This window comes from Streptomyces sp. 5K101 (genome assembly GCF_046506645.1).
Classification (GTDB): domain Bacteria; phylum Actinomycetota; class Actinomycetes; order Streptomycetales; family Streptomycetaceae; genus Streptomyces.
In genome coordinates, this window is sequence record NZ_JBKFFO010000005.1 from 419,154 (window position 1) to 442,757 (window position 23,604).

General features: G+C 69.3%; 25 protein-coding genes, 1 pseudogene and 1 riboswitch. Of the genes and pseudogenes, 13 read left to right on the forward strand and 13 right to left on the reverse strand.

Going from position 1 to position 23,604, the window contains the following annotated elements; all coding sequences use genetic code 11:
* Positions 1 to 266 precede the first annotated feature (266 nt).
* From rpsF to rplI, 4 genes are all read left to right on the forward strand, one after another.
* Positions 267 to 557 carry a 30S ribosomal protein S6 gene (gene rpsF / locus ACLB9X_RS12870; protein WP_004950685.1) on the forward strand — a complete coding sequence of 97 codons (291 nt, stop codon included), beginning with the start codon at positions 267 to 269 and terminating at the stop codon, positions 555 to 557.
* Between the two features lie 75 nt (positions 558 to 632).
* Positions 633 to 1,217, forward strand: coding sequence for a single-stranded DNA-binding protein (locus ACLB9X_RS12875; protein WP_365994878.1), 585 nt, complete (start codon positions 633 to 635; stop codon positions 1,215 to 1,217).
* Positions 1,218 to 1,260: 43 nt separating this feature from the next.
* Positions 1,261 to 1,497, forward strand: a complete 237-nt coding sequence (gene rpsR, locus ACLB9X_RS12880) for a 30S ribosomal protein S18 (protein ID WP_005315025.1) — start codon at positions 1,261 to 1,263, stop codon at positions 1,495 to 1,497.
* Between the two features lie 18 nt (positions 1,498 to 1,515).
* Entirely contained in the window at positions 1,516 to 1,962 is a 447-nt protein-coding gene (gene rplI, locus ACLB9X_RS12885; protein ID WP_410360427.1) for a 50S ribosomal protein L9, read from the forward strand.
* Between the two features lie 140 nt (positions 1,963 to 2,102).
* Here the strand turns inward: rplI and ACLB9X_RS12890 are convergent, their stop codons facing one another.
* Entirely contained in the window at positions 2,103 to 3,440 is a 1,338-nt protein-coding gene (locus ACLB9X_RS12890) for an MATE family efflux transporter (protein WP_410360428.1), read from the reverse strand.
* A gap of 426 nt (positions 3,441 to 3,866) precedes the next feature.
* Between ACLB9X_RS12890 and dnaB the strand changes: the two genes are divergently transcribed.
* Together dnaB and ACLB9X_RS12900 are read left to right on the forward strand one after the other, a co-directional pair.
* The gene (dnaB, locus tag ACLB9X_RS12895; RefSeq protein WP_410360429.1) at positions 3,867 to 5,339 is read left to right on the forward strand and encodes a replicative DNA helicase; all 1,473 of its coding nucleotides are present in this window, start codon (positions 3,867 to 3,869) and stop codon (positions 5,337 to 5,339) included.
* 141 nt (positions 5,340 to 5,480) lie between these two features.
* Positions 5,481 to 6,857 carry a serine hydrolase domain-containing protein gene (locus ACLB9X_RS12900; RefSeq protein ID WP_410360430.1) on the forward strand — a complete coding sequence of 459 codons (1,377 nt, stop codon included), beginning with the start codon at positions 5,481 to 5,483 and terminating at the stop codon, positions 6,855 to 6,857.
* A gap of 83 nt (positions 6,858 to 6,940) precedes the next feature.
* Here ACLB9X_RS12900 and ACLB9X_RS12905 read toward each other — a convergent pair whose 3' ends face one another.
* From ACLB9X_RS12905 to ACLB9X_RS12920, 4 genes are all read right to left on the reverse strand, one after another.
* Positions 6,941 to 7,393 carry an N-acetyltransferase family protein gene (locus ACLB9X_RS12905; RefSeq protein WP_410360431.1) on the reverse strand — a complete coding sequence of 151 codons (453 nt, stop codon included), beginning with the start codon at positions 7,391 to 7,393 and terminating at the stop codon, positions 6,941 to 6,943.
* Between the two features lie 10 nt (positions 7,394 to 7,403).
* The gene (locus ACLB9X_RS12910) at positions 7,404 to 7,862 is read right to left on the reverse strand and encodes a MarR family winged helix-turn-helix transcriptional regulator (RefSeq protein WP_410360432.1); all 459 of its coding nucleotides are present in this window, start codon (positions 7,860 to 7,862) and stop codon (positions 7,404 to 7,406) included.
* Between the two features lie 170 nt (positions 7,863 to 8,032).
* Positions 8,033 to 8,887 carry a GNAT family N-acetyltransferase gene (locus tag ACLB9X_RS12915; RefSeq protein WP_410360433.1) on the reverse strand — a complete coding sequence of 285 codons (855 nt, stop codon included), beginning with the start codon at positions 8,885 to 8,887 and terminating at the stop codon, positions 8,033 to 8,035.
* A gap of 5 nt (positions 8,888 to 8,892) precedes the next feature.
* Positions 8,893 to 9,438 (reverse strand): DUF2269 domain-containing protein, encoded by a 546-nt coding sequence (locus tag ACLB9X_RS12920; RefSeq protein ID WP_410360434.1) that lies wholly within the window; start codon positions 9,436 to 9,438, stop codon positions 8,893 to 8,895.
* A 532-nt stretch (positions 9,439 to 9,970) separates the two neighbouring features.
* Between ACLB9X_RS12920 and ACLB9X_RS12925 the strand changes: the two genes are divergently transcribed.
* Positions 9,971 to 11,890 carry a globin domain-containing protein gene (locus ACLB9X_RS12925; RefSeq protein ID WP_410360435.1) on the forward strand — a complete coding sequence of 640 codons (1,920 nt, stop codon included), beginning with the start codon at positions 9,971 to 9,973 and terminating at the stop codon, positions 11,888 to 11,890.
* Between the two features lie 39 nt (positions 11,891 to 11,929).
* Here ACLB9X_RS12925 and ACLB9X_RS12930 read toward each other — a convergent pair whose 3' ends face one another.
* The 4 genes from ACLB9X_RS12930 to ACLB9X_RS12945 all read right to left on the reverse strand — a co-directional run bounded on the left by ACLB9X_RS12930 (position 11,930) and on the right by ACLB9X_RS12945 (position 15,163).
* Positions 11,930 to 12,409, reverse strand: coding sequence for an NUDIX domain-containing protein (locus ACLB9X_RS12930; RefSeq protein WP_410360436.1), 480 nt, complete (start codon positions 12,407 to 12,409; stop codon positions 11,930 to 11,932).
* A 61-nt stretch (positions 12,410 to 12,470) separates the two neighbouring features.
* On the reverse strand, positions 12,471 to 13,361 hold the full coding sequence (locus ACLB9X_RS12935; RefSeq protein WP_410360437.1) for a LysR family transcriptional regulator: 891 nt from the start codon (positions 13,359 to 13,361) through the stop codon (positions 12,471 to 12,473).
* A gap of 239 nt (positions 13,362 to 13,600) precedes the next feature.
* The gene (locus tag ACLB9X_RS12940; RefSeq protein WP_410360438.1) at positions 13,601 to 14,734 is read right to left on the reverse strand and encodes a cystathionine gamma-lyase; all 1,134 of its coding nucleotides are present in this window, start codon (positions 14,732 to 14,734) and stop codon (positions 13,601 to 13,603) included.
* Positions 14,735 to 14,785: 51 nt separating this feature from the next.
* Positions 14,786 to 15,163: a phage holin family protein gene (locus tag ACLB9X_RS12945; protein WP_410360439.1), complete on the reverse strand. Its 378-nt coding sequence runs from the start codon at positions 15,161 to 15,163 to the stop codon at positions 14,786 to 14,788.
* A gap of 47 nt (positions 15,164 to 15,210) precedes the next feature.
* Here ACLB9X_RS12945 and ACLB9X_RS12950 point away from each other — a divergent pair, with 47 nt between their 5' ends.
* From ACLB9X_RS12950 to ACLB9X_RS12965, 4 genes and pseudogenes are all read left to right on the forward strand, one after another.
* Entirely contained in the window at positions 15,211 to 15,528 is a 318-nt protein-coding gene (locus tag ACLB9X_RS12950; protein WP_410360440.1) for a cupin domain-containing protein, read from the forward strand.
* A 128-nt stretch (positions 15,529 to 15,656) separates the two neighbouring features.
* Positions 15,657 to 15,872, forward strand: a complete 216-nt coding sequence (locus ACLB9X_RS12955) for a DUF5326 family protein (RefSeq protein ID WP_410360541.1) — start codon at positions 15,657 to 15,659, stop codon at positions 15,870 to 15,872.
* Positions 15,873 to 16,130: 258 nt separating this feature from the next.
* A pseudogene (locus tag ACLB9X_RS12960) lies at positions 16,131 to 16,900 on the forward strand (IclR family transcriptional regulator).
* 141 nt (positions 16,901 to 17,041) lie between these two features.
* On the forward strand, positions 17,042 to 17,476 hold the full coding sequence (locus tag ACLB9X_RS12965) for an SsgA family sporulation/cell division regulator (RefSeq protein WP_410360542.1): 435 nt from the start codon (positions 17,042 to 17,044) through the stop codon (positions 17,474 to 17,476).
* Positions 17,477 to 17,498: 22 nt separating this feature from the next.
* On the opposite strand, the gene ACLB9X_RS12970 is transcribed toward ACLB9X_RS12965, so the two are convergent.
* Positions 17,499 to 18,827 (reverse strand): YibE/F family protein, encoded by a 1,329-nt coding sequence (locus tag ACLB9X_RS12970; RefSeq protein ID WP_410360441.1) that lies wholly within the window; start codon positions 18,825 to 18,827, stop codon positions 17,499 to 17,501.
* A gap of 71 nt (positions 18,828 to 18,898) precedes the next feature.
* Positions 18,899 to 19,031, forward strand: a riboswitch (TPP riboswitch).
* Here ACLB9X_RS12970 and thiC point away from each other — a divergent pair.
* On the forward strand, positions 19,024 to 20,814 hold the full coding sequence (thiC, locus tag ACLB9X_RS12975; RefSeq protein WP_410360442.1) for a phosphomethylpyrimidine synthase ThiC: 1,791 nt from the start codon (positions 19,024 to 19,026) through the stop codon (positions 20,812 to 20,814). Its footprint overlaps the riboswitch before it by 8 nt.
* A 797-nt stretch (positions 20,815 to 21,611) precedes the next feature.
* On the opposite strand, the gene ACLB9X_RS12980 is transcribed toward thiC, so the two are convergent.
* From ACLB9X_RS12980 to ACLB9X_RS12990, 3 genes are all read right to left on the reverse strand, one after another.
* The gene (locus tag ACLB9X_RS12980) at positions 21,612 to 21,875 is read right to left on the reverse strand and encodes a hypothetical protein (RefSeq protein ID WP_410360443.1); all 264 of its coding nucleotides are present in this window, start codon (positions 21,873 to 21,875) and stop codon (positions 21,612 to 21,614) included.
* A gap of 91 nt (positions 21,876 to 21,966) precedes the next feature.
* On the reverse strand, positions 21,967 to 22,209 hold the full coding sequence (locus ACLB9X_RS12985) for a hypothetical protein (protein WP_410360444.1): 243 nt from the start codon (positions 22,207 to 22,209) through the stop codon (positions 21,967 to 21,969).
* Between the two features lie 4 nt (positions 22,210 to 22,213).
* On the reverse strand, positions 22,214 to 22,744 hold the full coding sequence (locus ACLB9X_RS12990) for a DUF5994 family protein (RefSeq protein ID WP_410360445.1): 531 nt from the start codon (positions 22,742 to 22,744) through the stop codon (positions 22,214 to 22,216).
* Positions 22,745 to 23,079: 335 nt separating this feature from the next.
* On the opposite strand from ACLB9X_RS12990, the gene ACLB9X_RS12995 reads away from it, so the two are divergent.
* Positions 23,080 to 23,604 (forward strand): DUF5994 family protein, encoded by a 525-nt coding sequence (locus ACLB9X_RS12995; RefSeq protein WP_410360446.1) that lies wholly within the window; start codon positions 23,080 to 23,082, stop codon positions 23,602 to 23,604.

The window sequence follows — 23,604 nt, forward strand, 5'->3', positions numbered from 1 at the left end:
ACCTCCTGGCTGTGCCGGAAGGCGGCGCATCGTAGCGCCGCGCGCACCCGATGCGTACAGATTGCGGCCATCCGCCGCCGGATTTCAACCGGAAGCCGCTGTGCGGGTACTCTGTACGGTCTGCACCGGTGTCTGCCCAGGCCAAGGCACGATCTCCCCTCGTCGAGCGGGGATTGTCAGTGGCGGCCGATACCGTTGCTCACGCATCACGACCCTCCTGCCACGGAACGACCGTGGCCGCTGAGTCCAAAGGAGGTGGGTTCCACATGCGTCACTACGAGGTGATGGTCATCCTCGACCCCGATCTCGAGGAGCGCGCTGTCTCCCCGCTGATCGAGAACTTCCTCTCCGTCGTCCGTGAGGGCAACGGAAAGGTGGAGAAGGTCGACACCTGGGGCCGTCGTCGTCTCGCTTACGAGATCAAGAAGAAGCCCGAGGGCATCTACTCGGTCATCGACCTGCAGGCCGAGCCTGCGGTCGTCAAGGAGCTCGACCGCCAGATGAACCTGAACGAGTCGGTCCTCCGGACCAAGGTCCTCCGTCCCGAGACCCACTGAGCACCTAGCTCAGAGGTCATCGGGTTCGAGTAGCAGCAAGCAGCCAGAAGCAATCCCCGCCGAGAGGTTCCCCCAATGGCAGGCGAGACCGTCATCACGGTCGTCGGCAATCTCGTCGACGACCCCGAGCTGCGCTTCACCCCGTCCGGTGCGGCGGTCGCGAAGTTCCGCGTCGCGTCCACTCCCCGCACCTTCGACCGGCAGACCAACGAGTGGAAGGACGGCGAAAGCCTGTTCCTGACCTGCTCGGTCTGGCGGCAGGCGGCGGAGAACGTCGCCGAGTCGCTCCAGCGCGGCATGCGCGTCGTCGTGCAGGGCCGCCTGAAGCAGCGGTCCTACGAGGACCGCGAGGGCGTCAAGCGCACGGTCTTCGAGCTGGACGTCGAGGAAGTCGGCCCCAGCCTCAAGAACGCCACGGCCAAGGTCACCAAGACCACTGGTCGCGGCGGCCAGGGTGGTTACGGCGGCGGCCAGCAGGGCGGCGGCGGCTGGGGCGGCGGCCCCGGTGGTGGCCAGCAGCAGGGCGGCGGCGGTGCACCCGCCGACGACCCCTGGGCCACGAGCGCGCCGGCCGGCGGTGGCCAGCAGGGCGGGGGCGGCGGCTGGGGCGGAAGCTCCGGCGGTTCCGGCGGCGGCTACTCGGACGAGCCTCCCTTCTAGGGCAGCTCGTACCCCCACTTCTTGATCACACAGGAGAATCACCATGGCGAAGCCGCCTGTGCGCAAGCCTAAGAAGAAGGTCTGCGCGTTCTGCAAGGACAAGACCGCGTACGTGGACTACAAGGACACGAACATGCTGCGGAAGTTCATTTCCGACCGTGGCAAGATCCGTGCCCGCCGCGTGACCGGCAACTGCACGCAGCACCAGCGTGACGTCGCCACGGCCGTCAAGAACAGCCGTGAGATGGCGCTGCTGCCCTACACGTCCACCGCGCGATAAGGGAAGGGTGACCGAGACATGAAGATCATCCTCACCCACGAGGTCTCCGGCCTCGGCGCTGCCGGCGACGTCGTCGACGTCAAGGACGGCTACGCTCGCAACTACCTGGTCCCGCGCGGTTTCGCGATCCGCTGGACCAAGGGTGGCGAGAAGGACGTGGCGCAGATCCGCCGCGCCCGTAAGATCCACGAGATCGCGACCATCGAGCAGGCGAACTCCGTCAAGGGCCAGCTCGAGGCCGTGAGGGTGCGCCTGGCCGTTCGCTCCGGCGAGGCCGGCCGCCTGTTCGGTTCCGTCACCCCGGCCGACATCGCCTCGGCGATCAAGGCTGCCGGTGGTCCGGATGTCGACAAGCGTCGCGTCGAGCTCGGTGCGCCGATCAAGACCCTGGGCTCGCACCAGGTGTCCGTGCGTCTGCACCCCGAGGTTGCCGCGCAGCTCGGCGTCGAGGTTGTCGCCGCCTGAGCAGCGCGTTCGACTGAGCAGTAGGAAGGGCCGTACCCCTCTGGGTGCGGCCCTTCTGTCGGTCGGTGGCGGTGGTGCCGTCCCGGTTCTCCGTGGCTCGGCGGTACCGCAGTGCCACTGCGGACGTTTCACGTGAAACGTCAGCGCGTGGCGCCGGTCACGATCCAGCGTCCGGACCGGGCGCGCCACCACAACGTCAGCAGCCGCACGGTCATCATCAGCGTCATGGCCCACCACAGCGCGGTCAGGCCGCCGCCGAGGGTGGGCACCATCAGGGCGACCGGTGCGAACGCCGCGAGGGTGACGAGCATGGCCCATGCGAGATACGGGCCGTCCCCCGCACCCATCAGCACCCCGTCCAGGACGAAGACGACGCCCGCGATCGGCTGGGACACCGCCACGACCAGAAGTGCGGGCAGAAGCGTGTCCTGGACCGCCTGATCCCCGGTGAACAGAGGGATGAACAGCGGGCGCGAGGCCACGACCAGGAGGCCCAGCACCACGCCCGCGGCGATTCCCCACTCCACCATGCGGCGGCAGGCCTGCCGTGCTCCCTCGGCATCGTCGGCACCGAGGTAGCGCCCGATGATGGCCTGCCCGGCGATCGCGATGGCATCGAGGGCAAAGGCCAGCAGGCTCCAGAGCGACAGCACGATCTGGTGTGCCGCGATGTCCGTGTCGCCAAGGCGGGCAGCCACGGCGGTGGCGATCATCAGAACGGCGCGCAACGAGAGCGTGCGGACCAGCAGAGGGACGCCGGCCTGGGCACTCGCCCTGATGCCGGCCACGTCCGGGCGCAGGGAGGAACCGTGTTCGCGGGCTCCGCGCACGACGACGACGAGATAGGCGACGGCCATGCCCCACTGGGCGGCGACGGTGCCCCAGGCGGAGCCGGCGATGCCCAGCCCGGCGCCGTACACCAGTCCTGCGTTCAAGGCGGCGTTGGCCGTGAATCCGCCGATGGCCACGTAGAGCGGCGTCCGTGTGTCCTGGAGACCCCGCAGGACGCCGGTCGCCGCGAGCACGATCAGCATGGCCGGTATGCCGAGGCTGGAGATACGCAGATACGTGATCGCGTGCGGCGCCGCCGTCTCCGACGCCCCGAAGACGTCCACGAGCCAGGGAGCGCTGGGCAGGGTCACCGCGATGACGGCGACACCCAGGAAGAGCGCGAGCCAGATTCCGTCCATGCCCTGGCGGATGGCTGCCTGGAGGTCGCCCGCTCCGACACGGCGGGCGACGGCGGCGGTGGTGGTGTACGCCAGGAACACGAAGACACTGACGGCCGTCATGAGCAGAGCGGCCGCAACACCGAGACCGGCGAGCTGGGGTGTGCCGAGATGGCCGACGATGGCACTGTCGACCATCACGAACAGGGGCTCGGCGACCAGTGCGCCGAAGGCGGGCACGGCGAGCGCGATGATCTCCCGGTCGTGGTGTCGACGGCGCGCCTTGGGGCTCACGGTGGCCTGTGTCATGGACCCAATCTAATCTTCCACAGGTAAGAGATGCAACGCACGTGCATCCCTTACCAATCAGGGGCTCGGGCGGGACCCGGTGCGCGGTTTGTTCTGATCTTGGTCCGGTCGGGAAAGTTTTTCTCCCCCACAGCCGGTGGACGGAAAACGAGCAGCTCAGAGGCCGTGTGGTGAGGCGGGTATGAGTTTGTCCACAGTGCTGTCCCCCGGTCCGTGCACAGGTTCCGAAGGGTTCTCCACAGCATCTGGTCCGTCATCCACAGTGCCTGTGGATAACCAGATTGGCTGACGGTGCCGCCGGGCCTACCGTGGACCGTCGCCCGACTCGAGGCAAGCGGAGTCAGGCGACTCGTTTTGTCAGTGTCGTGCCGTAGAAAGAGTGCCACGGCAAAGGTCCGCGGAGCGGACGGGAGGAGGTGGCCGCGGGTGAGCATTTCCGAGCCCCTGGACGACCCGTGGGCGGCCGACAGTCCCGGTGACCGTCTCCCCGCTTCCCGCCGCCGCGGCAGCGACATCCGCCGTGAGGACCAGCACGACCGCGGCCGGGAGAGCACCGGCTGGGACAGCGTTCCCGGGTTCGAGCGGGTGCCTCCGCAGGACCTGGACGCCGAGCAGTCCGTCCTCGGCGGCATGCTGCTGTCGAAGGACGCCATCGCCGACGTGGTCGAGATCATCAAGGGTCACGACTTCTACCGGCCGGCCCACGAGACCGTCTTCCAGGCGATCCTCGACCTCTACGCCAAGGGTGAGCCGGCCGACCCGATCACGGTCGCCGCCGAACTGGTCAAGCGTGGTGAGATCACCCGCGTCGGCGGGGCCCCGTATCTGCACACGCTGGTCCAGTCGGTGCCGACCGCCGCCAACGCGTCGTACTACGCGGAGATCGTCCACGAGCGGGCGGTGCTGCGCAGGCTCGTGGAGGCCGGCACCAAGATCACGCAGATGGGATACGCGGCGGACGGCGACGTCGACGAGATCGTCAACTCCGCCCAGGCCGAGATCTACGCCGTCACCGAGCAGCGCACCAGTGAGGACTACCTGCCGCTCGGCGACATCATGGAGGGCGCTCTCGACGAGATCGAGGCGATCGGCTCGCGCAGCGGTGAGATGACCGGTGTGCCCACGGGCTTCACCGACTTCGACTCCCTGACGAACGGCCTGCACCCCGGCCAGATGATCGTCATCGCCGCACGTCCCGCGATGGGCAAGTCGACTCTGGCGCTGGACTTCGCGCGTGCGGCCTCGATCAAGAACAACCTGCCCAGCGTGATCTTCTCCCTCGAAATGGGGCGCAACGAGATCGCGATGCGTCTGCTGTCGGCGGAGGCCCGTGTGGCGCTGCACCACATGCGATCCGGGACGATGACGGACGAGGACTGGACCCGTCTGGCGCGCCGGATGCCGGACGTCTCCCAGGCCCCCCTCTACATCGACGACTCGCCGAACCTGTCGATGATGGAGATCCGCGCCAAGTGCCGCCGCCTGAAGCAGCGCAACGACCTGAAGCTGGTCGTCATCGACTACCTCCAGCTGATGCAGTCGGGCGGCTCCAAGCGCGCCGAGAGCCGCCAGCAGGAGGTCTCGGACATGTCGCGAAACCTCAAGCTGCTGGCCAAGGAGCTGGAGATCCCGGTGATCGCGCTCTCCCAGCTGAACCGTGGCCCCGAGCAGCGCACGGACAAGAAGCCGATGGTCTCGGACCTGCGAGAGTCGGGATCGATCGAGCAGGACGCCGACATGGTCATCCTGCTGCACCGCGAGGACGCGTACGAGAAGGAGTCCCCGCGCGCGGGCGAGGCGGACCTGATCGTGGCGAAGCACCGTAACGGCCCGACCGCCACCATCACGGTGGCGTTCCAGGGCCATTACTCACGCTTCGTGGACATGGCCCAGACATGATGCGCGGCGCCTGAGGTCGTCACGCCCGGGGTCCTGGGGCCGTGACGGGGGCACGCCTCCGCCTCCCCGGGCGGGACGGTCGGCAGGGACGGGCCGGGAAATCGGTCGACGCAGCGTTCGTGGACCGATAGACCTGCCCCCATGACCTCAACCTGGGAAGAGCTGCTCCCCACCACCCGCAGGGCTCTCCTGCACCGCATCGCCGTCGCGCAGAGCGAGGGGCGCACCCCCTCGCTCGTCGGAGCCGTGCTGAGGGAAGGACGTCTGGTGTGGACGGGCGCGCGTACCTGTGTCGACGGGCACGCACCCGACGCCGATACGCAGTACCGCATCGGCTCGATCACCAAGACATTCACCGCGGTTCTCGTCATGCGGCTGCGTGACGAGGGGCTGCTGGATCTGAGCGATCCGCTGGAGAAGCATCTGCCCGGCACGGGTGTCGGCGAGGTGACCATCGCTCAGCTCCTCGGTCACAGCGCGGGTTTGAGCGCCGAGTCCCCGGCCCCCTGGTGGGAGCGGACTCCCGGCACACTGCGGCCCGAACTCACCGATGTGCTGGGCGACAAGGCGCGGATGTACCCTCCCGGCCGACGGCACCATTACTCGAACCCCGGCTACACGCTCCTCGGTTCACTGGTGGAAGTCGTACGCGGCGTTCCATGGGAGCAGGCGCTCCAGGCGGAGATCCTCGATCCGCTGGGGCTGGACCGGACGAGCGCGCAGCCGCGAGCGCCGCACGCGGGCGGCTGGGCAGTCCATCCGTGGGCGGATGTCCTGCTGCCCGAGCCCGTCGAGGACCTGGGGCTGATGGCCCCCGCCGGACAGTTGTGGTCGACCGTGACGGACCTCTGCCGCTTCGCCTGGTTCCTCGCCGAGGGTGACGACCGGGTGCTCAGCGCCGACTCCGTGCGGGAGATGCGCACGCCGTCGGTGCCCGCGGAGGCGGGGGATTGGAACAGCACCTATGGCCTGGGCTTGCAGATCGTGCGTGGCGAGGAGCGCACCCTCGTGGGGCACTCGGGTTCGCTGCCCGGATTCCTCGCGGGGCTGTGGGTGAGTGTGGAGGACGGCGTCGCCGCGGTGGCGCTGACCAATGCGACGTCAGGGCCGCTCGCGAGCACCGTCGCCGCCGATCTTGTACGGATCGTCGCGGATGCCGAGCCACGAATGCCCGCGCCGTGGCGACCGCTGCCCGAGGTCGACCAGGAGCTGCTGGCCCTCACGGGCCCCTGGTACTGGGGGACGTATGCGTACGGGCTGCGTCTCGACCGTGATCGGGGGGTCGAGCTGGAGCCCCTGCGTGGAGGCGGCCGGCGGTCCCGCTTCGTGGCCGGGCCCGACGGGGCATGGACCGGGCTGGACGGCTACTTCGCCGGGGAGACGCTCACGGTGGTGCGCCGTGAGGACGGGTCGGTGAGCCATCTGGATCTGGGATCGTTCGTGTTCACCCGGGAGCCCTATGAGCAGGGGGACGCGGTGCCCGGAGGTGTGGACGAGGCCGGCTGGCGCGGGCTCTGAACTCTCGACGTTTCACGTGAAACGGGCCGACTCGCCCTGGCGGGTCGGCCCGTTCTCGTCGAGGCACGTAGCGCCCGCGTCGCTCAGAGCGTCAGCTTGAACCCGAGGTGGGAGGGCTTGAAGCCGAGCCGCTTGTAGAAGCGATGGGCATCGGTCCGGGTCGCGTCGGACGTGAGCTGGACCAGTCGACAGCCCAAGCCGCGGGACTCCTCGACAGCCCACTCGATGAGCTGTGTGCCCAGTCCGTTGCCGCGCTCGTCGGCATGGATGCGGACGGCCTCGATGATCGACCGGGTCGTGCCGCGCCGGGAGAGCCCGGGGATGATCGTCAGCTGGAGTGTGCCGACGACCCGGCCGGCTCGTACGGCGACGACCGGGTGCTGGTTGGGGTCGGCCGCAAGCCGCTCGAAGGCGGCGATGTACGGAGCGAGGTCGTCGGGCGATTCCCGCTGGGCGCCCAGCGGGTCGTCGGCAAGCAGCGCAACGATTGCCGGGATGTCCTCGACGACCGCCGGCCGTATGTGCAGATCACTCATGATCCGCAGACTACGCGGGGACCCGAAGCTCTTCGACGGTCTTGACGAGCGGAGCGAGCTCGGGGTTCTTGGCGGCTTCGTCGAGCGCCTCGCGCAGGGCGGTGTCGTTCGTCGGCCGCGCCTCGGCGAGCAGAGCCAGGCCGGCTTCGGTGACATCGGTATAGATGCCGCGGCGGTCCGTGTCGCAGAGGTAGCGGGTCAGCAGTCCGCGGTCCTCGAGGCGGGTGACCAGTCGGGTCGTGGCGCTCTGGCTGAGAACGACAGCGTCGGCGACCTGCTTCATCTGCAGATGCCCGCCCGGCCCGCTGTGCTGCCTGCTGAGCACGTCGAGCAGCGAGAACTCGCGCATGCTCAGCCCGTGCCGGGACTCCAGAGCCCGCTCGATGCGCGCCTCGATCTTTCCGTGCAACAGCGAGAGGGCGCACCAGCCCTGTGCGAGGGCCGTGAGGGCGGGGTCGGTCGCGGTCATGTGTCTCCTCCTCGGTGCCGTGCGGTCTTCCACCAGAGTAGACGATGAGCGCAATAGTCCGCGCCTGCAACTAATAATGTCTGCAAGCATGGCGATGCAGCCAAGGCGCGCGCAATCTCTGGAAGGTCACTCGCCCACGGCGCCCTCGCGGCGGCCCCCGGGATAACCCCTCAGCCCGCCGCGACGGTCAGCGGTGCGAACCGGCGCGTCCAGTCGCCCGGCAGCGCGGGGGAGGCATAGGTCATCACCGCGTTGAAGGCCAGTGACTCCAGGCCCTGGGACTTCACCCAGGCGAGCAGATCCTCGTGGCGCACGTCGATATCGGTGCGCAGCGGGCGGTCCGTGTTCGCCGCGAGTGAGGTGATCAGGGCTTTTGCCGTCTCGGTGTCCTTGGCGATCAGGGGGCCGACGACATGCGTTGCCATGTTCGGCCACGCGGCCGCGTACCCGATCAGCGCGCCGTCCTGCTCGGCCACCCGGAGCTGGTCGGCGAAGGCCGGGAGCCGAGTGATCAGGTGAGTGCGGTCCACGCCGAACACCTCGGCGTCCAGGCGCACCAGGGCGGCCATGTCCTCCGCTGTCGCCGGGCGGGTCGGCACCGTGACAACCGGGTCGGTGGCGGTGAAGCGGCCCCGGACCATCTCCGCCCGGCCGGTGGTGACGAAGCCCAGTTCCTCGTAGAGCGGCCGGCCGTTGGGCGTGGCATGCAGGGTCAGCGGGGTGTCTCCGGCCTCCGCCAGTACGTGCTTCATCAGTCGGCGCCCGATGCCCTGACGGGCGAACCGTTCGGCGACGAGCACCATGCCGATCGCGGCGAGGCCGGGGCCGTACGACGTCAGCACGCAGGCGGCCACCAGCCCCTTGCCCGCCGGATCGTCGATGCCGTACCCCGTGCCGGCCGTCAGCAGCAGACCCCACTTGTGCTCCTCGCGTGGCCAGCCGCGGTCCTCCGAGAGGCCGGCACAGGAGACGAGGTCATCGGTGGTCAGGCGCCTGATGGGAAGCTCGGAGAGCGGAGTCGACATGGGGGTCAGGCTGTCTGACGCACTGATCGCTCGTCCACCGCTTTAGGAAAAGTGACGGATGCCCGCGGACGACGACCGCGCCGGATGGTTCCCCACGGCTTGAGCACCGAAATGACCGTCATGAAGAGGTAGGCGGCCAGGGACACGGCAGGCCCCATCACGAGGTCACGCGGATCCGCGACCACGACACCCGAAGCGACCCTCTCGGCAGCCTCGTTGACGCCCGGCCGCAGGGCGAGGACCGACGCGGTGGTCGTCGCCAGCGTCAGCCAGAACTTGATGAAGACCCACCAGTGGCGGGCCAGGCCCCACTTCGTGCCGAGCGACAGGATCAGGCCACTGAGGAGTGTGAGGAAGGCGACAGGCAGGACGAGCCAGTCCGTGAAGACCTTCATGGAGCGGTACGAGGCCTCGATCACCGGCTGGGAGCCCGTGGTGAAGGCGGTGAGTGCAAGCGCGAGCAGACCGAGAGTGAGCCCGAGCCAGCCCGCGGATGCGGCGACATGGACGACGAGGATTCCCCGGCGGAGGGGGCGCTTGAGTGGTTTCACGTGAAACACAGTGCCGGGCAGGAAGGCGCCGGTCGTCTGACGGCGGGAGTATGTCTCGGTACTGGCGTCGGTGTACAGGAGCCCGCCGACGTATGAACGGCCCGTGCGACGGTGAAGATCGCGAACCAGGTCTGTGCAGAGTTCGGGGTTGGCCTGGACAGGTGTCTTGCATACGGTGGTTCCATCTCCGCGAGGCCCGGGATGTGATGCGGGGTGCACGAGGAGTTGGAGTGCAGGAGCTCCGAACGATCCGGATGCGGGGGCATGGGGGCACAAGGCAAGGAAGCCTAATGGGGAAAGGGGTTCGGCTGCCCGGTCTTTCGGCTCTTCGTTCCGGTCCTGCGAATCGGCTGCCATGCTGCGACAGGGGACTTTCGGGCCGAGTCTCATCGGAGGGAACTCGTCCTGATACAAGGCATGGCCGCGGCGAGGACGAGCTGCGGCAGTGCTGGGACAGCGCAGGTAAGTGCGGCACGTTCCGACTCGCGGACGTGCGCGAACCGACCGAAAGACGTTCGAGGCGAGGCACACCATGGAAGCTCCGGCCACCACGTCGGCCGACAACGGCGCGTCAGGCGACAACGGCGGAGGCGGTTGGTTCACCCCTCGCCGGCGTCCGGCCCGGCCCGATGGGACGACCCGTGCCGAGGGTTCACCGGCTCCCTCGCGACCCGGTCGGGAAGGACAGGACGGCCGGGCGGATGACAGCGAGCCGGGTCGGCCCGCGGCCACCCCGACGCGTCCCGTGTCGGCGATACGCCCGGTCGGTTCCGGCTCGTCCCGCCGCAACCGGCCGCAGCTCTCGGTCGTCAGGGACGTACCGCCGGCACCCGCCCCCGAGGAGACCCGTACCGAGCGGCCGACCGCGGGCGCAGAACCGGACCAGAGCCCGGCCACCACATCGGATGCCGACACCCGGGGCGAGTCCGCATCCGATGCCGAGCCGGAGCACTCCAGGCCCGTCGCCGACCAGGCCGCGGTTCCTGGAGCACCGGAACCGAGCGACATCCCGGCCCAGCAGCCGTCCTACGGTCACCCCACGCCGAGCGACACGCCGCCTTCCGGTACGGCCCACGCCGGCCAGGACGCTTTCGGCGTGCCGCCCCAGCGCGCACCGCACCCGGCCCCTGCACAGCACCCGGCCGCCGCGCACCATGCCTCCACGCCGCACCCGGCCTCCGCGCCCCACGACCGCCCGTCCCACTCCGACCCGGCCGGCCCACCCGGTGCCTCCGCACCCGCCGACCCGGCGGGGCCGCCCCGTGCCCCCGCACCCGCCGACCCACTCGACCTATCCGGTGCCTCAGCGCCCGCCCCGTCCCCCGAGCCCACCGCGTCCCCCGACGCCGTGCTGATCCGGCGGACCATGGTCGAGATCGCGCCCGTGGCCGACCAGGTCACCTCGTACTTCTACGCGCTGCTCTTCGTCCGCCACCCCGAGCTGCGGTCCCTGTTCCCAGTCGCCATGGACACCCAGCGCGACCGGCTGCTCAAGGCGCTGCTGACCGCGGCCGAGCACATGGACAACGCGGCGGTGCTGACCGACTACCTCCGCAACCTCGGCCGCGGCCACCGCAAGTACGGGACGCAGCCCGCCCACTACCCGGCCGTCGGCGAGGCCCTGATCGGTGCCCTGACGCGGTACGCGACGAGCACGTGGGACGCCGAGACCGAGGCGGCCTGGGTCCGGACGTACACGACGATCTCCCAATTCATGATCGACGCGGCGGCCGAGGACGAGCAGCGCGCGCCCGCCTGGTGGGACGCCGAAGTCGTCTCGCACGAGCTGCGCACCCCGGACATCGCGATCATCACGGTCCGCCCGGACCAGCCGTACAAGTTCCTCGCCGGGCAGTACACGAGCCTGGAGACGCCGTGGTGGCCGCGGATCTGGCGGCACTACTCCTTCGCCGGCGCACCCCGGCCCGACGGTCTGCTGTCCTTCCACATCAAGGCCGTCCCGGCGGGCTGGGTCTCCAACGCCCTGGTCCACCACGCCCGGCCCGGGGACGTGCTGCGGCTCGGTCCGCCCGCCGGCTCGATGACGGTCGACCACACCACCGACAACGGTCTGCTCTGTCTCGGCGGCGGCACCGGCATTGCGCCCATCAAGGCACTCGTCGAGGACGTGGCCACCCACGGAGAGCAGCGCACGGTCGAGGTCTTCTACGGGGCACGCTCCGATCACGACCTGTACGACATCGACACCATGCTCCGGTTGCAGCAGACGCACCCCTGGCTGTCGGTCCGTCCGGTGGTCGACGACCGCGCGGAGTTCCCCTCGGCCGTGCGGGACCTCGGCCGGTACGGACCGTGGCACGGCTTCGACGCCTATATCTCGGGGCCGCCCGGCATGATCCGCAGCGGTGTGCACGCGCTGCGCGGCATCGGCATCCCGTCCGACCGGATCCGGCACGACTCCCTGGAAGAGCTCGTGGCGGCGGCCGACTAGGCGACGACCTGACGGCAACCCGCGGCGCCGCCGTGGGCGTCAGCCGAGGTCGGGAGCGTGCATCGCCCGCACGCCTTCGATGTTGCCGTCCAGGTAGTGCCGCAGGGACAGCGGCACCAGATGCACCGCCGCGATCCCGACCCTGCTGAACGGGACGCGGACGATCTCGTACCCCCCGCAGGGCTCGTCGACCTCCGGGCCGTGCCGCAGCGACGGGTCCATGGACTCCAGGCGGCAGACGAAGAAGTGCTGCACCTTCACTCCGGTCACGCCGCCGTCGGCGATGTGCTCGACCGTGTCGACGAAGCACGGCACCACGTCGGTGATCTTGGCCCCCAGCTCCTCGTGGACCTCACGGTGGAGGGCGTCGACGACGGTGGCATCCTCCGGCTCGACCCCGCCGCCCGGCGTGAGCCAGTAAGGGTCGACACCGGGCTTGGTGCGCTTGATCAGGACGAGGTCGTTCCCGTCGAGCAGAATGGCGCGTGCGGTGCGCTTGACCACTGGTCGTTCGGTCATGGCAAGAGAGTGGCCCATGTCGCCGCCTCTGAAACTCCCGCGGCCCCTCGCGTGCCGCGCCTCACCAGCCCTCGGCCGCGCGCAGCAGTTCCTCGTGGGCCCGTGCCACATGGGGGTGGGCCAGTGTCCCGGTGCGTATAACGAGGAAGTACGTGCGCAGCGGGGGCACGGGCGGGTCGAGGAGCGTGACGATCCGGCCCCGGGCGAGCGCGTCCTCGCACAGGTAGCGCGGCAGGACGGCCAGTCCCGCGCCGGCGGCGGTGGCCTCCAGGACGGCGCGCAGATCGGGTGCGATGACGGCGCCGGCGGCGGCCGGAGGAGAGTCGAAGACGGCGTGCCAGTAGCGGGAGACGAGGGGCAGGGACTCGTGCACCTCCACGACCGGCAGCTGCTCGAGGACGACATGGCCCTTGCGGAGCGCGTCCGGCCCGAGGCGGGAGGCCCACCGCGGGGCGGCGACGAGGACGTGCTCCTCGTCGCACAGGGCAGTCGGGGTGAGCAGCCGCCCACGGGGCCGCGCGGTGACGATGGCCATGTCGTGATGGCCGGCGGCGAGCCCTTCGAGGGTCTCCTCGGCGTTGCCGAAGGAGGTGCGCAGGGCGAGACCCCGGCCGATCAGCGGGGCGAGGGCGGGCAGGGCGCGCAGGGCGGTGAACTCGGGCGGTCCGGCGAGGTGGACCGTGCGGACCGGCGACTCGTCGTCGAGTCCGGCCTCGGCGATCTCCAGCAGGGCGTCCAGATGCGGGGCGGCCCGGTGGGCGAGCTCGTCCCCGATGGTGGTCGGGGTGACACCACGGGCCTGGCGCAGGAACAGGGGGCGCCCCAATTGCCGTTCGAGCGTGCGTATCTGGCCGGTGACGGCCGGCTGGGACAGGCCGAGCAGCGCCGCGGCGCGGGTGAAGGAGCCGGCCCGGTGCACCGTGACGAATGTGCGCAGCAGGGCCAGATCCATGCCATGTCCCTCCCTCTCCGACGGCACGCCCGAACTCGGCCAACGATAAATAAATCGATAGGTCCCTGTCGTCAGCGTGATTGGACACTGACGCAGAGTCAACTAGCCTTGGACGCATGGTTCTTGGCGCGCAGGAACCGGAACGGTCCGAGCCGCGAGGGGGGAGGCTCGGACCGTTCGCCCAAGCCCCCCGGTCCCCCACGGGTGCCTTCGGATGCGCACAGCGCCTGCCAGGCCCGTCAGTGGGCGGCCGCCTCGTCCAGCGCCCGCAGCACGTCGGCCACCAGGTCCTCGGCGTCCTCCGCGCCGGCGGAGAAGCGGACGAAGCCCTCGGGGACGGCGTCCCCGCCCCAGCGCCCCCGCCGCTCGGCCGTGGAGCGCACCCCGCCGAAGCTGGTGGCGTCGTCGACGAGCCGCAACTCGGCCAGGAAGCGTTCCGCGTGCGCCCGGTCGGGGAGGACGAAGGAGACCACGCATCCGAAGCGCCGCATCTGCCGGGAAGCGATCGTGTGCGAGGGGTCGGTGGCCAGTCCCGGGTAGCGCAGGCCGGTCACCTCCGGCCGATCGGCGAGGGCCCGCGCGAGCGCCAGGGCGTTCGCGCACTGCCGGTCGGCACGCAGGTGCAGGGTGGCGAGCGAACGGTGGGCGAGCCAGGCCTCCATCGGTCCCGGAATGGCCCCGACGATCTTCCGCCAGCGGCGCACGCCCGCCGCCAGATCGGTGTCGCGGCAGGTCACATGGCCCAGCAGGAGGTCGCCGTGCCCCGTCATGCCCTTGGTGTCGCTGGCCACCGAGAAGTCGGCGCCGAGCTCCAGCGGCCGCTGGCCGAGCGGGGTGGCGAGTGTGTTGTCGACGGCGACGAGCGCGCCGGCGGCGTGCGCGGCCTCGCTGAGGCGCCGTACGTCGCACACGTCGAGGCCGGGGTTCGACGGCGTCTCGATCCACAGCAGGCGTGCCCCGTCGAGGACGGCCAGCTGTGCGTCGCCGCCGGTGGGCGCCGTGCGGACCTCGATGCCGTACGCCTCCAGCTGGTCGCGCACCAGAGGCAGCGCCTGGTAGCCGTCGGACGGCAGGACGACCGCGTCGCCGGACCGCAGCTGTGAAAGGAGAACGGCGGAAACCGCCGCCATCCCGGACGAAAAGACGACCGTCTCGACGGCCTCACCGGGCGCCTCCAGCTCGCCGATCGCCCGCTCCAGCCGGGTCCACGTCGGATTCTCGTCGCGGCCGTAGGTGTAGGGGCCGGTGGGCTCGCCCGGCAGATGGAAGTGGGCCGCGAAGACGGGGCCCGGCAGGGGCGGTTCGTACTTCACCGGATCGGGCAGCCCCGCCCGTACCGCCCGTGTGCCGTCTCCCCGGGGTGCACCGGTCATGCGGGCCGCTCCTCTGTCTCGTCTTGCGCGATGCCGGACCTCACGTCGCGCTCAGTCCTTGTCGGGCAGCACGACGTTCAGCGCCCACGAGACGACGGAGATGATCAGGCCGCCCAGCACGGCGGTCCAGAAGCCCTCCACATGGAAGTTCAGGCCGAGTTCGTCGGCGAGCCACGAGGTCAGCAGCAGCATGAGCGCATTGATGACCAGGGTGATCAGGCCGAGGGTGAGGATGAACAGCGGCAGCGTGAGCAGCTTCACCACCGGCTTGACGAGGAAGTTCACCAGGCCGAAGATCAGCGCCACCAGGACCAGGCTCCATGCCTTCCTGCCGGTGCTGTCGCCGGTCAGGGTGATGTCCTGCACGAGCCAGATGGCGACCAGCAGAGCCGCCGCGTTGGCGATCGTCTTGACGAGGAAATTCATCATGTGTCTGATCGTGGCAGACGTGATCGGACAAGGGCAGGGGCGGACGGATGAAGGCATTCCGACTGGACGAACTGGAGGCGGAACGCGCCGCCAACGAGGGCGCGTATCTGCAGTTCCTGCGGGAGCGGAACATGTCGGTCGGTCTCTACGCGCTGGACGCCGGGCAGATCGATCCGCAACTGCCCCACAACCAGGACGAGGTCTACTTCGTCGTCAGCGGCCGTGCCTCGATCACGGTCGGCATGGAGACGACCCAGGTCGGGCGCGGCAGCGTCGTCTACGTGCCCGCGGGGGTGCCGCACAAGTTCCATCACATCAGCGAGGACCTGCGGGTCATGGTGGTCTTCTCTCCCCCCGAGAGCTGAGCCGGACCTCGCCCGGTCCCTAGGGGTTCACTCAGGGGACTTCAAGGGATCACGGCTCCCCGGACACGGCGCCCCGCCGCCTAGCATCGAATGCACGCAGTCGGAGAAACGAGGTAGGGACGATGGCCGTGCGGAAGATTTTCGCGGGGATGCCCTGGTGGGTGAAGTGGATCGCGGTGCCTGTCATCGCCCTCGCCGTGTTCGGCGGTCTGATCACGAGCATCATCGGCTTCGTGATCAGCGTGCTCTTCAAGGTGCTGCTCTTCGTCGCACTGGTCGGTGGACTGGTCTTCCTCGTACGGAAGTTCAAGGCGTCCTCCGGTTCGTCGCGCGACGACTGGTGAGTGCCGGACGTCCGTTAGCCCGGCCGGGGGAACGGGCCGGACAAAGCCCGCCCCGTGCCGAGTGCTGCCATTAGAGTGGCAGCCCTCTGCCGCCCCCTCGGAAATCTCTGCGCGCGTGTGGGTCGGCCGGCGCACCGTGCCGGCCCGGGGCTGATCGCCCGTTCAGGTCGGCTGTTCGGGGTCCGGGGGCGCGGCGGCCGCGCGGGGGCGGCCCCCGCGGGCGGGCGCGCTGCCCGTCACCACGCCTGGGGGTGACCTTTGGCCGGGGCTACGAACGCCGCTGTCCCTACCCTGATCGGCTCGGTGCAGCGTGCGCTCCGGCTGCTCGAGGCGGCGGCGGCGCACGAGGGCGGAGCTCCTGCCAAGCAGCTCGCGCGTGAGGCCGGCATTCCGCTGCCCACCGCCTATCACCTGCTGCGCACTCTGACGCACGAGGAGTACCTCCGCCGGGACAAGGGCGTGTTCACGCTCGGAGACGCGATCGGCCGGCTGGTCGGGAGCGAGCAGGCGCGGAATCGTCGCAGCACCGTCGAGGACTCGCTGACGCACTGGCGGGACGCGATCGGCGTCGCCGTCTACTTCGCCGTCTACCGCGAGGGCGAGATCGAGCTCGTGTCGGTCGCGGACTCGCCGTACGCCCCGGCCGTCCAGGAGTGGGCCGGCTTCCGTGCGACCGGGCACGCCCACGCCATCGGACAGTGCCTGCTCAGCCAGCTCGGCGAGGACGCCCGCCGCGACCACCTCGACCGCCACCCCGTGCAGCCGGTGACGCCCTACTCGGTGCGCGACCGGGCCGCCCTCATGGAGCGGCTCGCTTCCCTCGGGCACAGGGAACCGGTCGTCGAACGCCAGGAGTACGCGCTGGGCACGGTCTGCGCGGCCATTCCGGTCACAGCGGGTGACACGGCTGCGACGATGGCCATTTCCCTTCCCGTGCACCAAGAAGCCAGGCTGGCCCGGCAGTTGCACAGATGCGGTCCGGGATCGGCAGTCTGCTGGCGCTGTTCGCCTTCTCTATCAGTATCTGAAATATCACTCCTTGTGATCTGCTGCCGCTTCCAGCACGATGGCGTCGACAAGGCCAAGAGAGCCGGCAGAGATCGTTCCTGGCCGCTTCCTCTTTTCGTCAGCACGGTTCATTCATTGCTTCAGCTATTGCGAGGTACGTGATGCGAGAGTCGGTCCAGGCCGAGGTTCTGATGAGTTTTCTCGTCTCCGAGGAGCTGTCCTTCCGGATGCCCGTGGAGCTGCGCTACGAGACGTCGGACCCCTACGCGGTGCGGATGACCTTCCACCTTCCCGGTGACGCGCCCGTGACCTGGGCCTTCGGCCGGGAACTGCTGCTCGACGGGATCAACGCCCCGAGCGGGGACGGAGACGTGCACGTGGCGCCGACCCGGCCCGAGACGCTGTCGGACGTCCACATCCGCCTGCGCGTCGGAAGCGACTCCGCCCTGTTCCGCGTCGCCGCGCCGCCGCTCGTCGCCTTCCTCGACCGTACGGACAAACTGGTGCCGCTCGGCCAGGAGCTCGCGCTGGGCGATCTCGAGGTCAGCCTGGAGGAGGAGCTCGGGCGCATCCTGGCCGAGGAGAACGCCGGCTGACGAACGGTCAGCCGCCGTCCGGCTACTTCTTGCGGCGCCGCCCCCTGCCGCCCCGCGCGGGTGCCGCCGTCGTCTCGCCCGCTCGGCCGGGACGGTCCGCCGAGACGACCAGGGCGGCGAGCGCTGTGGTCACCGGCACCGAGGCGACGAGGCCGATCGAGCCCACCAGGGTCCGCACGATCTCCTCCGCCACCAACTCGCTGTTCGCCACCGTGCCCACGCTGGACTGGGCGATCGAGAAGAGCAGCAGCAGCGGCAGGGCCGCGCCCGCGTAGGCGAGGACGAGCGTGTTGACGACCGAGGCGATGTGGTCGCGGCCGATCCGGATGGCGGACCGGTAGAGGCCGCGCGGCCCCATGCCCGGATCGGCCTGGTGCAGTTCCCAGACCGCCGAGGTCTGCGTCACCGTGACGTCGTCGAGCACGCCGAGCGAGCCGATGATGACTCCCGCGAGCAGCAGGCCGCTCATGTCGATGTTCGGGTAGAGGCCCTTGATCAGGCCGGTGTTGTCGTCGGTGTTGCCGCTGAGGCTGGCCCAGCCGATGAACAGCGAGCCGAGCAGGCCGATGAGCAGCAGCGAGATCAGCGTGCCCAGCACGGCGACCGACGTCCGCGCCGTGATGCCGTGGCACGAGTAGAGGGCGATCAGCATGATCGCGCTCGCCCCGACCACCGCGACCAGCAGCGGATTCGACCCCTGCAGGATCGCGGGCAGGATGAACAGCGTCAGCACGGCGAACGAGACGGCGAGCGCGATCAGCGCCATCACGCCGCGCATACGCCCGACCAGGACCACCACCAGGGCGAAGATGCCCGCCAGCAGAGCCATCGGGAATCCGCGGTCCACATCGGTCACCGAGTACTGCAGATCGCGGGGGGCGTCCGGCGCGTACGCCACCACCACGCCCTGGCCCTCCTTCAGCTGCCGCGGCGCGTCGGGCTGGACGATCTCGACGAACCTGCGGCCCTTGTCCTTGCCGGTGGTGACCTCGACGGTGGCCTTTCCGCAGTCGCCCTGCTGCGCGGCGACCGCCTCTCGGCCCTCTGGCGTCGACGTGTCGCCCGTCGGCGGGACCTGGCCCGCGTTGACGTCCTTGCAGTCGACCCTCTCGACGCTCACGACCCTGCCCTGCTCGGTCTGCCGGTCGAAGCCGACCCCCGAGCGCTCGTGGCCGGGCGCCTCGCCCGGCCACAGCACGGCGAGGCCGACCAGAACGGCCGTCGCGAAGGGGATCAACACCGCGGCGATGACCCTGCGGAGGTGCCGGGAGACCGGCGCTGCCGGCCCGTGACTGTGCACGTGGCCGTGATCGTGGCCCTGCTGTTCGGGGTGCTGCGGCGATGAGGTCACGGACCGATCATCGCAAGAACGAGAGGGGCCCTCTGTTCAGCGCGCCAGACATGACGCTAGCGTGGTGCCACCTTTGCACACGCGGGAGCTCGGAGCACCGGGCTGAGAGGGCGCTGACCTTCGTACATCCGTACGGGACAGCTGCGCCGACCGCCGAACCTGTTACCGGGTAATGCCGGCGTAGGGAGTAGGTCTCATGACCGTATCGGACGCACGCACGCCTGCCTCCAACGAGAACGACGAGGCCGGGAAGTCCATCGGCTGGCACAAGGGATACGTCGAGGGCTCGCGTCCCGACCTCCGCGTGCCGGTCCGCAAGGTGCACCTCACCAACGGCAAGGACGTGACGCTGTACGACACGTCGGGGCCGTACACGGACCCGAACGTCGAGACGGACGTACGCCGCGGTCTGCCCCCGCTGCGGGAGAACTGGATCATCGGTCGCGGCGACACCGAGGAGTACGCGGGCCGCCCGGTCCGCCCCGAGGACGACGGGATCAAGCACACGTCTCCGCGCGGGGGCCTGCGCAACCTCGACGCCGTCTTCCCCGGCCGTCCGCGTCAGCCCCGCCGGGGCCGGGACGGCCAGGCGGTGACGCAGCTCGCGTACGCCCGCCGCGGCGAGATCACGCCGGAGATGGAATACGTCGCCCTTCGCGAGAACGTCGCGCCCGAGGTGGTGCGCCAGGAGATCGCCGCGGGCCGCGCCGTCCTGCCGGCGAACGTCAACCACCCGGAGATCGAGCCGATGATCATCGGCAAGCGGTTCCTGGTGAAGGTCAACGCCAACATCGGCAACTCCGCGGTCACCTCCTCCATCGAGGAGGAGGTCGAGAAGATGACCTGGGCGACCCGCTGGGGCGCCGACACGGTCATGGACCTGTCCACCGGCCGCAACATCCACACCACTCGTGAGTGGGTCCTGCGCAACTCCCCCGTGCCGATCGGCACGGTGCCGCTGTACCAGGCACTGGAGAAGGTCGACGGCAAAGCCGAGGAGCTGACCTGGGAGATCTACAAGGACACGGTCATCGAGCAGGCCGAGCAGGGCGTCGACTACATGACGGTCCACGCCGGCGTCCGCCTGGCGTACGTGCCGCTCACCGCGAACCGCAAGACCGGGATCGTCTCGCGCGGCGGCTCGATCATGGCGGCGTGGTGCCTGGCGCACCACAAGGAGAGCTTCCTCTACGAGAACTTCGAGGAGCTGTGCGAGATCCTCGCCGCGTACGACGTCACGTACTCGCTCGGCGACGGCCTGCGCCCCGGCTCGATCGCGGACGCCAACGACGAGGCGCAGTTCGCGGAGCTCAGGACGCTCGGTGAGCTGAACACGATCGCCAAGCGGCACCATGTGCAAACCATGATCGAGGGCCCGGGCCACGTCCCGATGCACAAGATCAAGGAGAACATCGACCTCCAGCAGGAGATCTGCGAGGAGGCGCCGTTCTACACGCTCGGCCCGCTGACCACCGACATCGCTCCGGCCTACGACCACATCACCTCCGGCATCGGAGCGGCGATGATCGCATGGTGGGGCACGGCCATGCTCTGTTACGTGACGCCCAAGGAGCACCTGGGCCTGCCGAACCGCGACGACGTGAAGACCGGTGTCATCACGTACAAGATCGCGGCGCACGCGGCGGACCTGGCCAAGGGGCACCCGGGCGCCCAGGAGTGGGACGACGCGCTGTCCGACGCCCGCTTCGAGTTCCGGTGGGAGGACCAGTTCAACCTGGCCCTCGACCCGGATACGGCACGGGAGTTCCACGACGAGACGCTGCCCGCCGAGCCGGCGAAGACCGCGCACTTCTGCTCGATGTGCGGCCCGAAGTTCTGCTCGATGAAGATCAGCAGAAGCATCACAGAGCGGTTCGCCCCGGATCTCGCCATGACCAGTGACGATGACGTTGAAGCGGGCATGCTCGCCAAGTCGAAGGAGTTCGCGGAGGCCGGCCACCGCGTCTACCTCCCTATCGCGGACTGATCTTCTTACGTCTCAGCGTCCCTCGGCATGCGACCCGGGGGACGCTGTCGTCTCTCACGAACGAGCTGCGGCAGGAAATGTCTGGTGGCGCGGCCGGGCGGCGACCTCTGACTGGGCCACTGTCACCGGCGCCGACCGACGCGTTCGCGAAAACTGTCCTTGCCGGGCTGCCGATCGCCCTCCACCATAGCCGCGCCCTTTCACGTCACCAGCCCTGCTTTCACGTTCGCCTGCCGCGCCGGCTGTCTCCAAACGAGTGGGTCGCCCGGGGCAGCCGTGTGCTGGGCTTCGATGCCTTGCTGCCAGGATCCGCTCGATCACTACCGTCGTGTCGACCGTGCGCAACGGCCCCGGCGTTTACACACCGGGGCCGCCCATCCAGGCCGTCGCACGTGAGAAGTGCGCCGACCCATGCACAATGGTATGCCTATGCCGCTTATCCGGCATAAGGGACTCTTCAGATAATACGTTCCTTGATCGGAAAGGCTCGGCGCCGTGTCAGCCGCGTTCCTCCTCTTGGGCCTCCATGAGCCGGATTCCGTGGTGCGTCAGCGTGACCAGTGCGGGTGTGGTTCCTGTGTCCAGCCGACCGTGATGAGCCCGTCGCCCGCGAGATACGCACAGGCTGCGGCCAGGTCCTGCTCAGGCATGTGGAGGTCGTTGCGCAGCTGTGCCAAGGAGGCGTTTGCCGTCTGGGGCCTCCTACAGGGTCTTCATGATCGCTTCGCGATAGTTCTTCCGCTCGCGAAGTGTTGCCATGATTGCTGCCCACTGGTGCTGGGGATGAGGTCCTTTCCTCAGACTTCGTCCGTCTGTGTGCGGTCCTGCGCGGAGGACCGACTGGTTTCCAGCCAGGGCTGTGCCCGCTCTGCCGTGTGCGTCGTGTCCACCGTGAGGTGGAGGCGGGTTCCGCCGTCGCTCCCCGCGGGGTAGCTGCGCTGTTCGGTGGCGGCGAAGCGTTGACGGAGTGCCTCTGCGACCTGACGGGCAGCCTTGGGGGATGCCGCGACGATCCGCACCTCGGCCCGCCCGTCCGAGGGGGGTTGTTCTGTAGGCTTCACGGTGGCTTCTTTCATCGGGACGACGTGCCGGTGGGCGGACGCTTGGCGCCACGCCCACCGGCACGGCCCCGGTCAGGAGACAGGTCAGGCGTCATCCGCGGCCCTTCTCGGTGTTCGCCTTGAGTGGTGACGAGCGGGTTTGCGGGGACGGCGGGCGACCCGGCATGTTCTTCCGGTGTCGGGTCTTCCGGCTCCGTCGGCCGATTCCCGGCAGGGCATCGCCGTAGTGGAATGCTGCGATCCGCTCGTCGTGCTGGCCGTTGAGCAGATGGATCAGCAGCACTCCGGCAATGATCATGGCGATGATCACGGAGATGGTGATCGCGATCTCCATGACCTCACATCCCTCGGGCGGAGCTCATGGATCCGGGCGGGTTCTGGTTCTCAGCCGCCACTGAGGCGTGCCCGCCTTCGGTCTCCCACTCCTCTTCCGGTTCGAGCGACTCCTGCACCTCACGAGAGGTTTCCTCGTTCGTCATCAGAGTGCTGGCGGTGGCGACCCCGCCGGGGGTTGTTGCGGCGGCCATCAGCCGGGCGGCGGCAGCCGCGTCGGTCTCCGGGGGGATTACCAGCAGGTCCCAGCGGCCCGCGGTGTAGGAGAGGAGAATCAGCTTGTGCGGGTCCTGCTCATCGGCGAACCAGCCGACGTGCACCGTGTGTCCCGCGACGGGCACCTTGCGTGGGATTATGGGCCAGTGCGTCGGGTTCACCGTCACACGCGTGATCCGGCCCCAACGGGCGTCCAGTATGTCGATGAGGGTGGGGAGTTCCTCGGAGAGATCGCGGGAGCGAGGCCACCAGGCGCCGTCCAGGAGACCCGGGGCGGGCCCACCCGCGGTCAGAGACAGGCGGGCCGCTGGTGGGGTCACGCGGTCACTGTCAGTCGTACGATCGATGGTCGCGGTCATGGCGCGGACCTGTCCCCGGGGCTCGTGTCGGCGTCCCGGTGTTGTTGCTCGCCGAGAACGACACCGGCATGAGCGCCGGCGTGCGAAGTACTCCCGGTGTCTTCACTCTACTCCGGGCACGGTCCACAAAAGCCCGCGCGTGACCAACCACTTCGTCGGGAACTCGGGGTCTGGATCAGCGGCGCGCAGGTGAGCCTGGACATAGGTACACGGAGTACGGTGAAACCGGCAGCCGCGCCAACGTCCTCCCAGGCGGTCAGCGGGCATGCCGAACTTTAAAGACGGGTGAGCACACCATGTCCGACGCCGAAACCCCGCGTGAAACGAAGCTTCTGCCGGACGCGATTCACCATGCCGTGAAACCTGGAACAGCCCTCCTGCGGCTGGAGACGACACATGCCCGTCAGGGAGTTCTCGACGGCGCATGGTGGCCGCGTTCCCGCGAAATCGGCGCCGAACTGCCGAGCCTCATCACCGCGCTGACCGAGTACCTCGGACCCGTCACGCGCGTCGGCCTGGACTCCAGTGCCTGGGAAAACCTACCGACACGACTGATCATCAACGACCTGGTCGTGCACATCGACTCCTTCCCGGTCGGTGACGACACCGTCCTCATCACCCGAGGCGAGCGCGACCACTTCTCCCTGCTGGTGATCCCACCGGACACGACTCCCGACGCGGCACGCGCAGCGATGGCCCAGGCCGTCCGCGCCGGCAACGCCACGGCCGAGCAGATCCTCATCGACACCGGCACCGGCCGGACACGCCCGATCGGCACGGAAGACCCGCAGACGGGCCAGGAACGCCGCGATATGAGGTGA

Bases quoted from the DNA above. Each gene is read 5' to 3' on its own strand.
- rpsF (WP_004950685.1), top strand. From the start codon at position 267: ATGCGTCACTACGAGGTGATGGTCATCCTCGACCCCGATCTCGAGGAG.
- ACLB9X_RS12875 (WP_365994878.1), top strand. From the start codon at position 633: ATGGCAGGCGAGACCGTCATCACGGTCGTCGGCAATCTCGTCGACGAC.
- rpsR (WP_005315025.1), top strand. From the start codon at position 1,261: ATGGCGAAGCCGCCTGTGCGCAAGCCTAAGAAGAAGGTCTGCGCGTTC.
- rplI (WP_410360427.1), top strand. From the start codon at position 1,516: ATGAAGATCATCCTCACCCACGAGGTCTCCGGCCTCGGCGCTGCCGGC.
- ACLB9X_RS12890 (WP_410360428.1), bottom strand. From the start codon at position 3,440: ATGACACAGGCCACCGTGAGCCCCAAGGCGCGCCGTCGACACCACGAC.
- ACLB9X_RS12900 (WP_410360430.1), top strand. From the start codon at position 5,481: ATGACCTCAACCTGGGAAGAGCTGCTCCCCACCACCCGCAGGGCTCTC.
- ACLB9X_RS12905 (WP_410360431.1), bottom strand. From the start codon at position 7,393: ATGAGTGATCTGCACATACGGCCGGCGGTCGTCGAGGACATCCCGGCA.
- ACLB9X_RS12910 (WP_410360432.1), bottom strand. From the start codon at position 7,862: ATGACCGCGACCGACCCCGCCCTCACGGCCCTCGCACAGGGCTGGTGC.
- ACLB9X_RS12915 (WP_410360433.1), bottom strand. From the start codon at position 8,887: ATGTCGACTCCGCTCTCCGAGCTTCCCATCAGGCGCCTGACCACCGAT.
- ACLB9X_RS12925 (WP_410360435.1), top strand. From the start codon at position 9,971: ATGGAAGCTCCGGCCACCACGTCGGCCGACAACGGCGCGTCAGGCGAC.
- ACLB9X_RS12930 (WP_410360436.1), bottom strand. From the start codon at position 12,409: ATGACCGAACGACCAGTGGTCAAGCGCACCGCACGCGCCATTCTGCTC.
- ACLB9X_RS12935 (WP_410360437.1), bottom strand. From the start codon at position 13,361: ATGGATCTGGCCCTGCTGCGCACATTCGTCACGGTGCACCGGGCCGGC.
- ACLB9X_RS12940 (WP_410360438.1), bottom strand. From the start codon at position 14,734: ATGACCGGTGCACCCCGGGGAGACGGCACACGGGCGGTACGGGCGGGG.
- ACLB9X_RS12945 (WP_410360439.1), bottom strand. From the start codon at position 15,163: ATGATGAATTTCCTCGTCAAGACGATCGCCAACGCGGCGGCTCTGCTG.
- ACLB9X_RS12950 (WP_410360440.1), top strand. From the start codon at position 15,211: ATGAAGGCATTCCGACTGGACGAACTGGAGGCGGAACGCGCCGCCAAC.
- ACLB9X_RS12965 (WP_410360542.1), top strand. From the start codon at position 17,042: ATGCGAGAGTCGGTCCAGGCCGAGGTTCTGATGAGTTTTCTCGTCTCC.
- thiC (WP_410360442.1), top strand. From the start codon at position 19,024: ATGACCGTATCGGACGCACGCACGCCTGCCTCCAACGAGAACGACGAG.
- ACLB9X_RS12985 (WP_410360444.1), bottom strand. From the start codon at position 22,209: ATGGAGATCGCGATCACCATCTCCGTGATCATCGCCATGATCATTGCC.
- ACLB9X_RS12995 (WP_410360446.1), top strand. From the start codon at position 23,080: ATGTCCGACGCCGAAACCCCGCGTGAAACGAAGCTTCTGCCGGACGCG.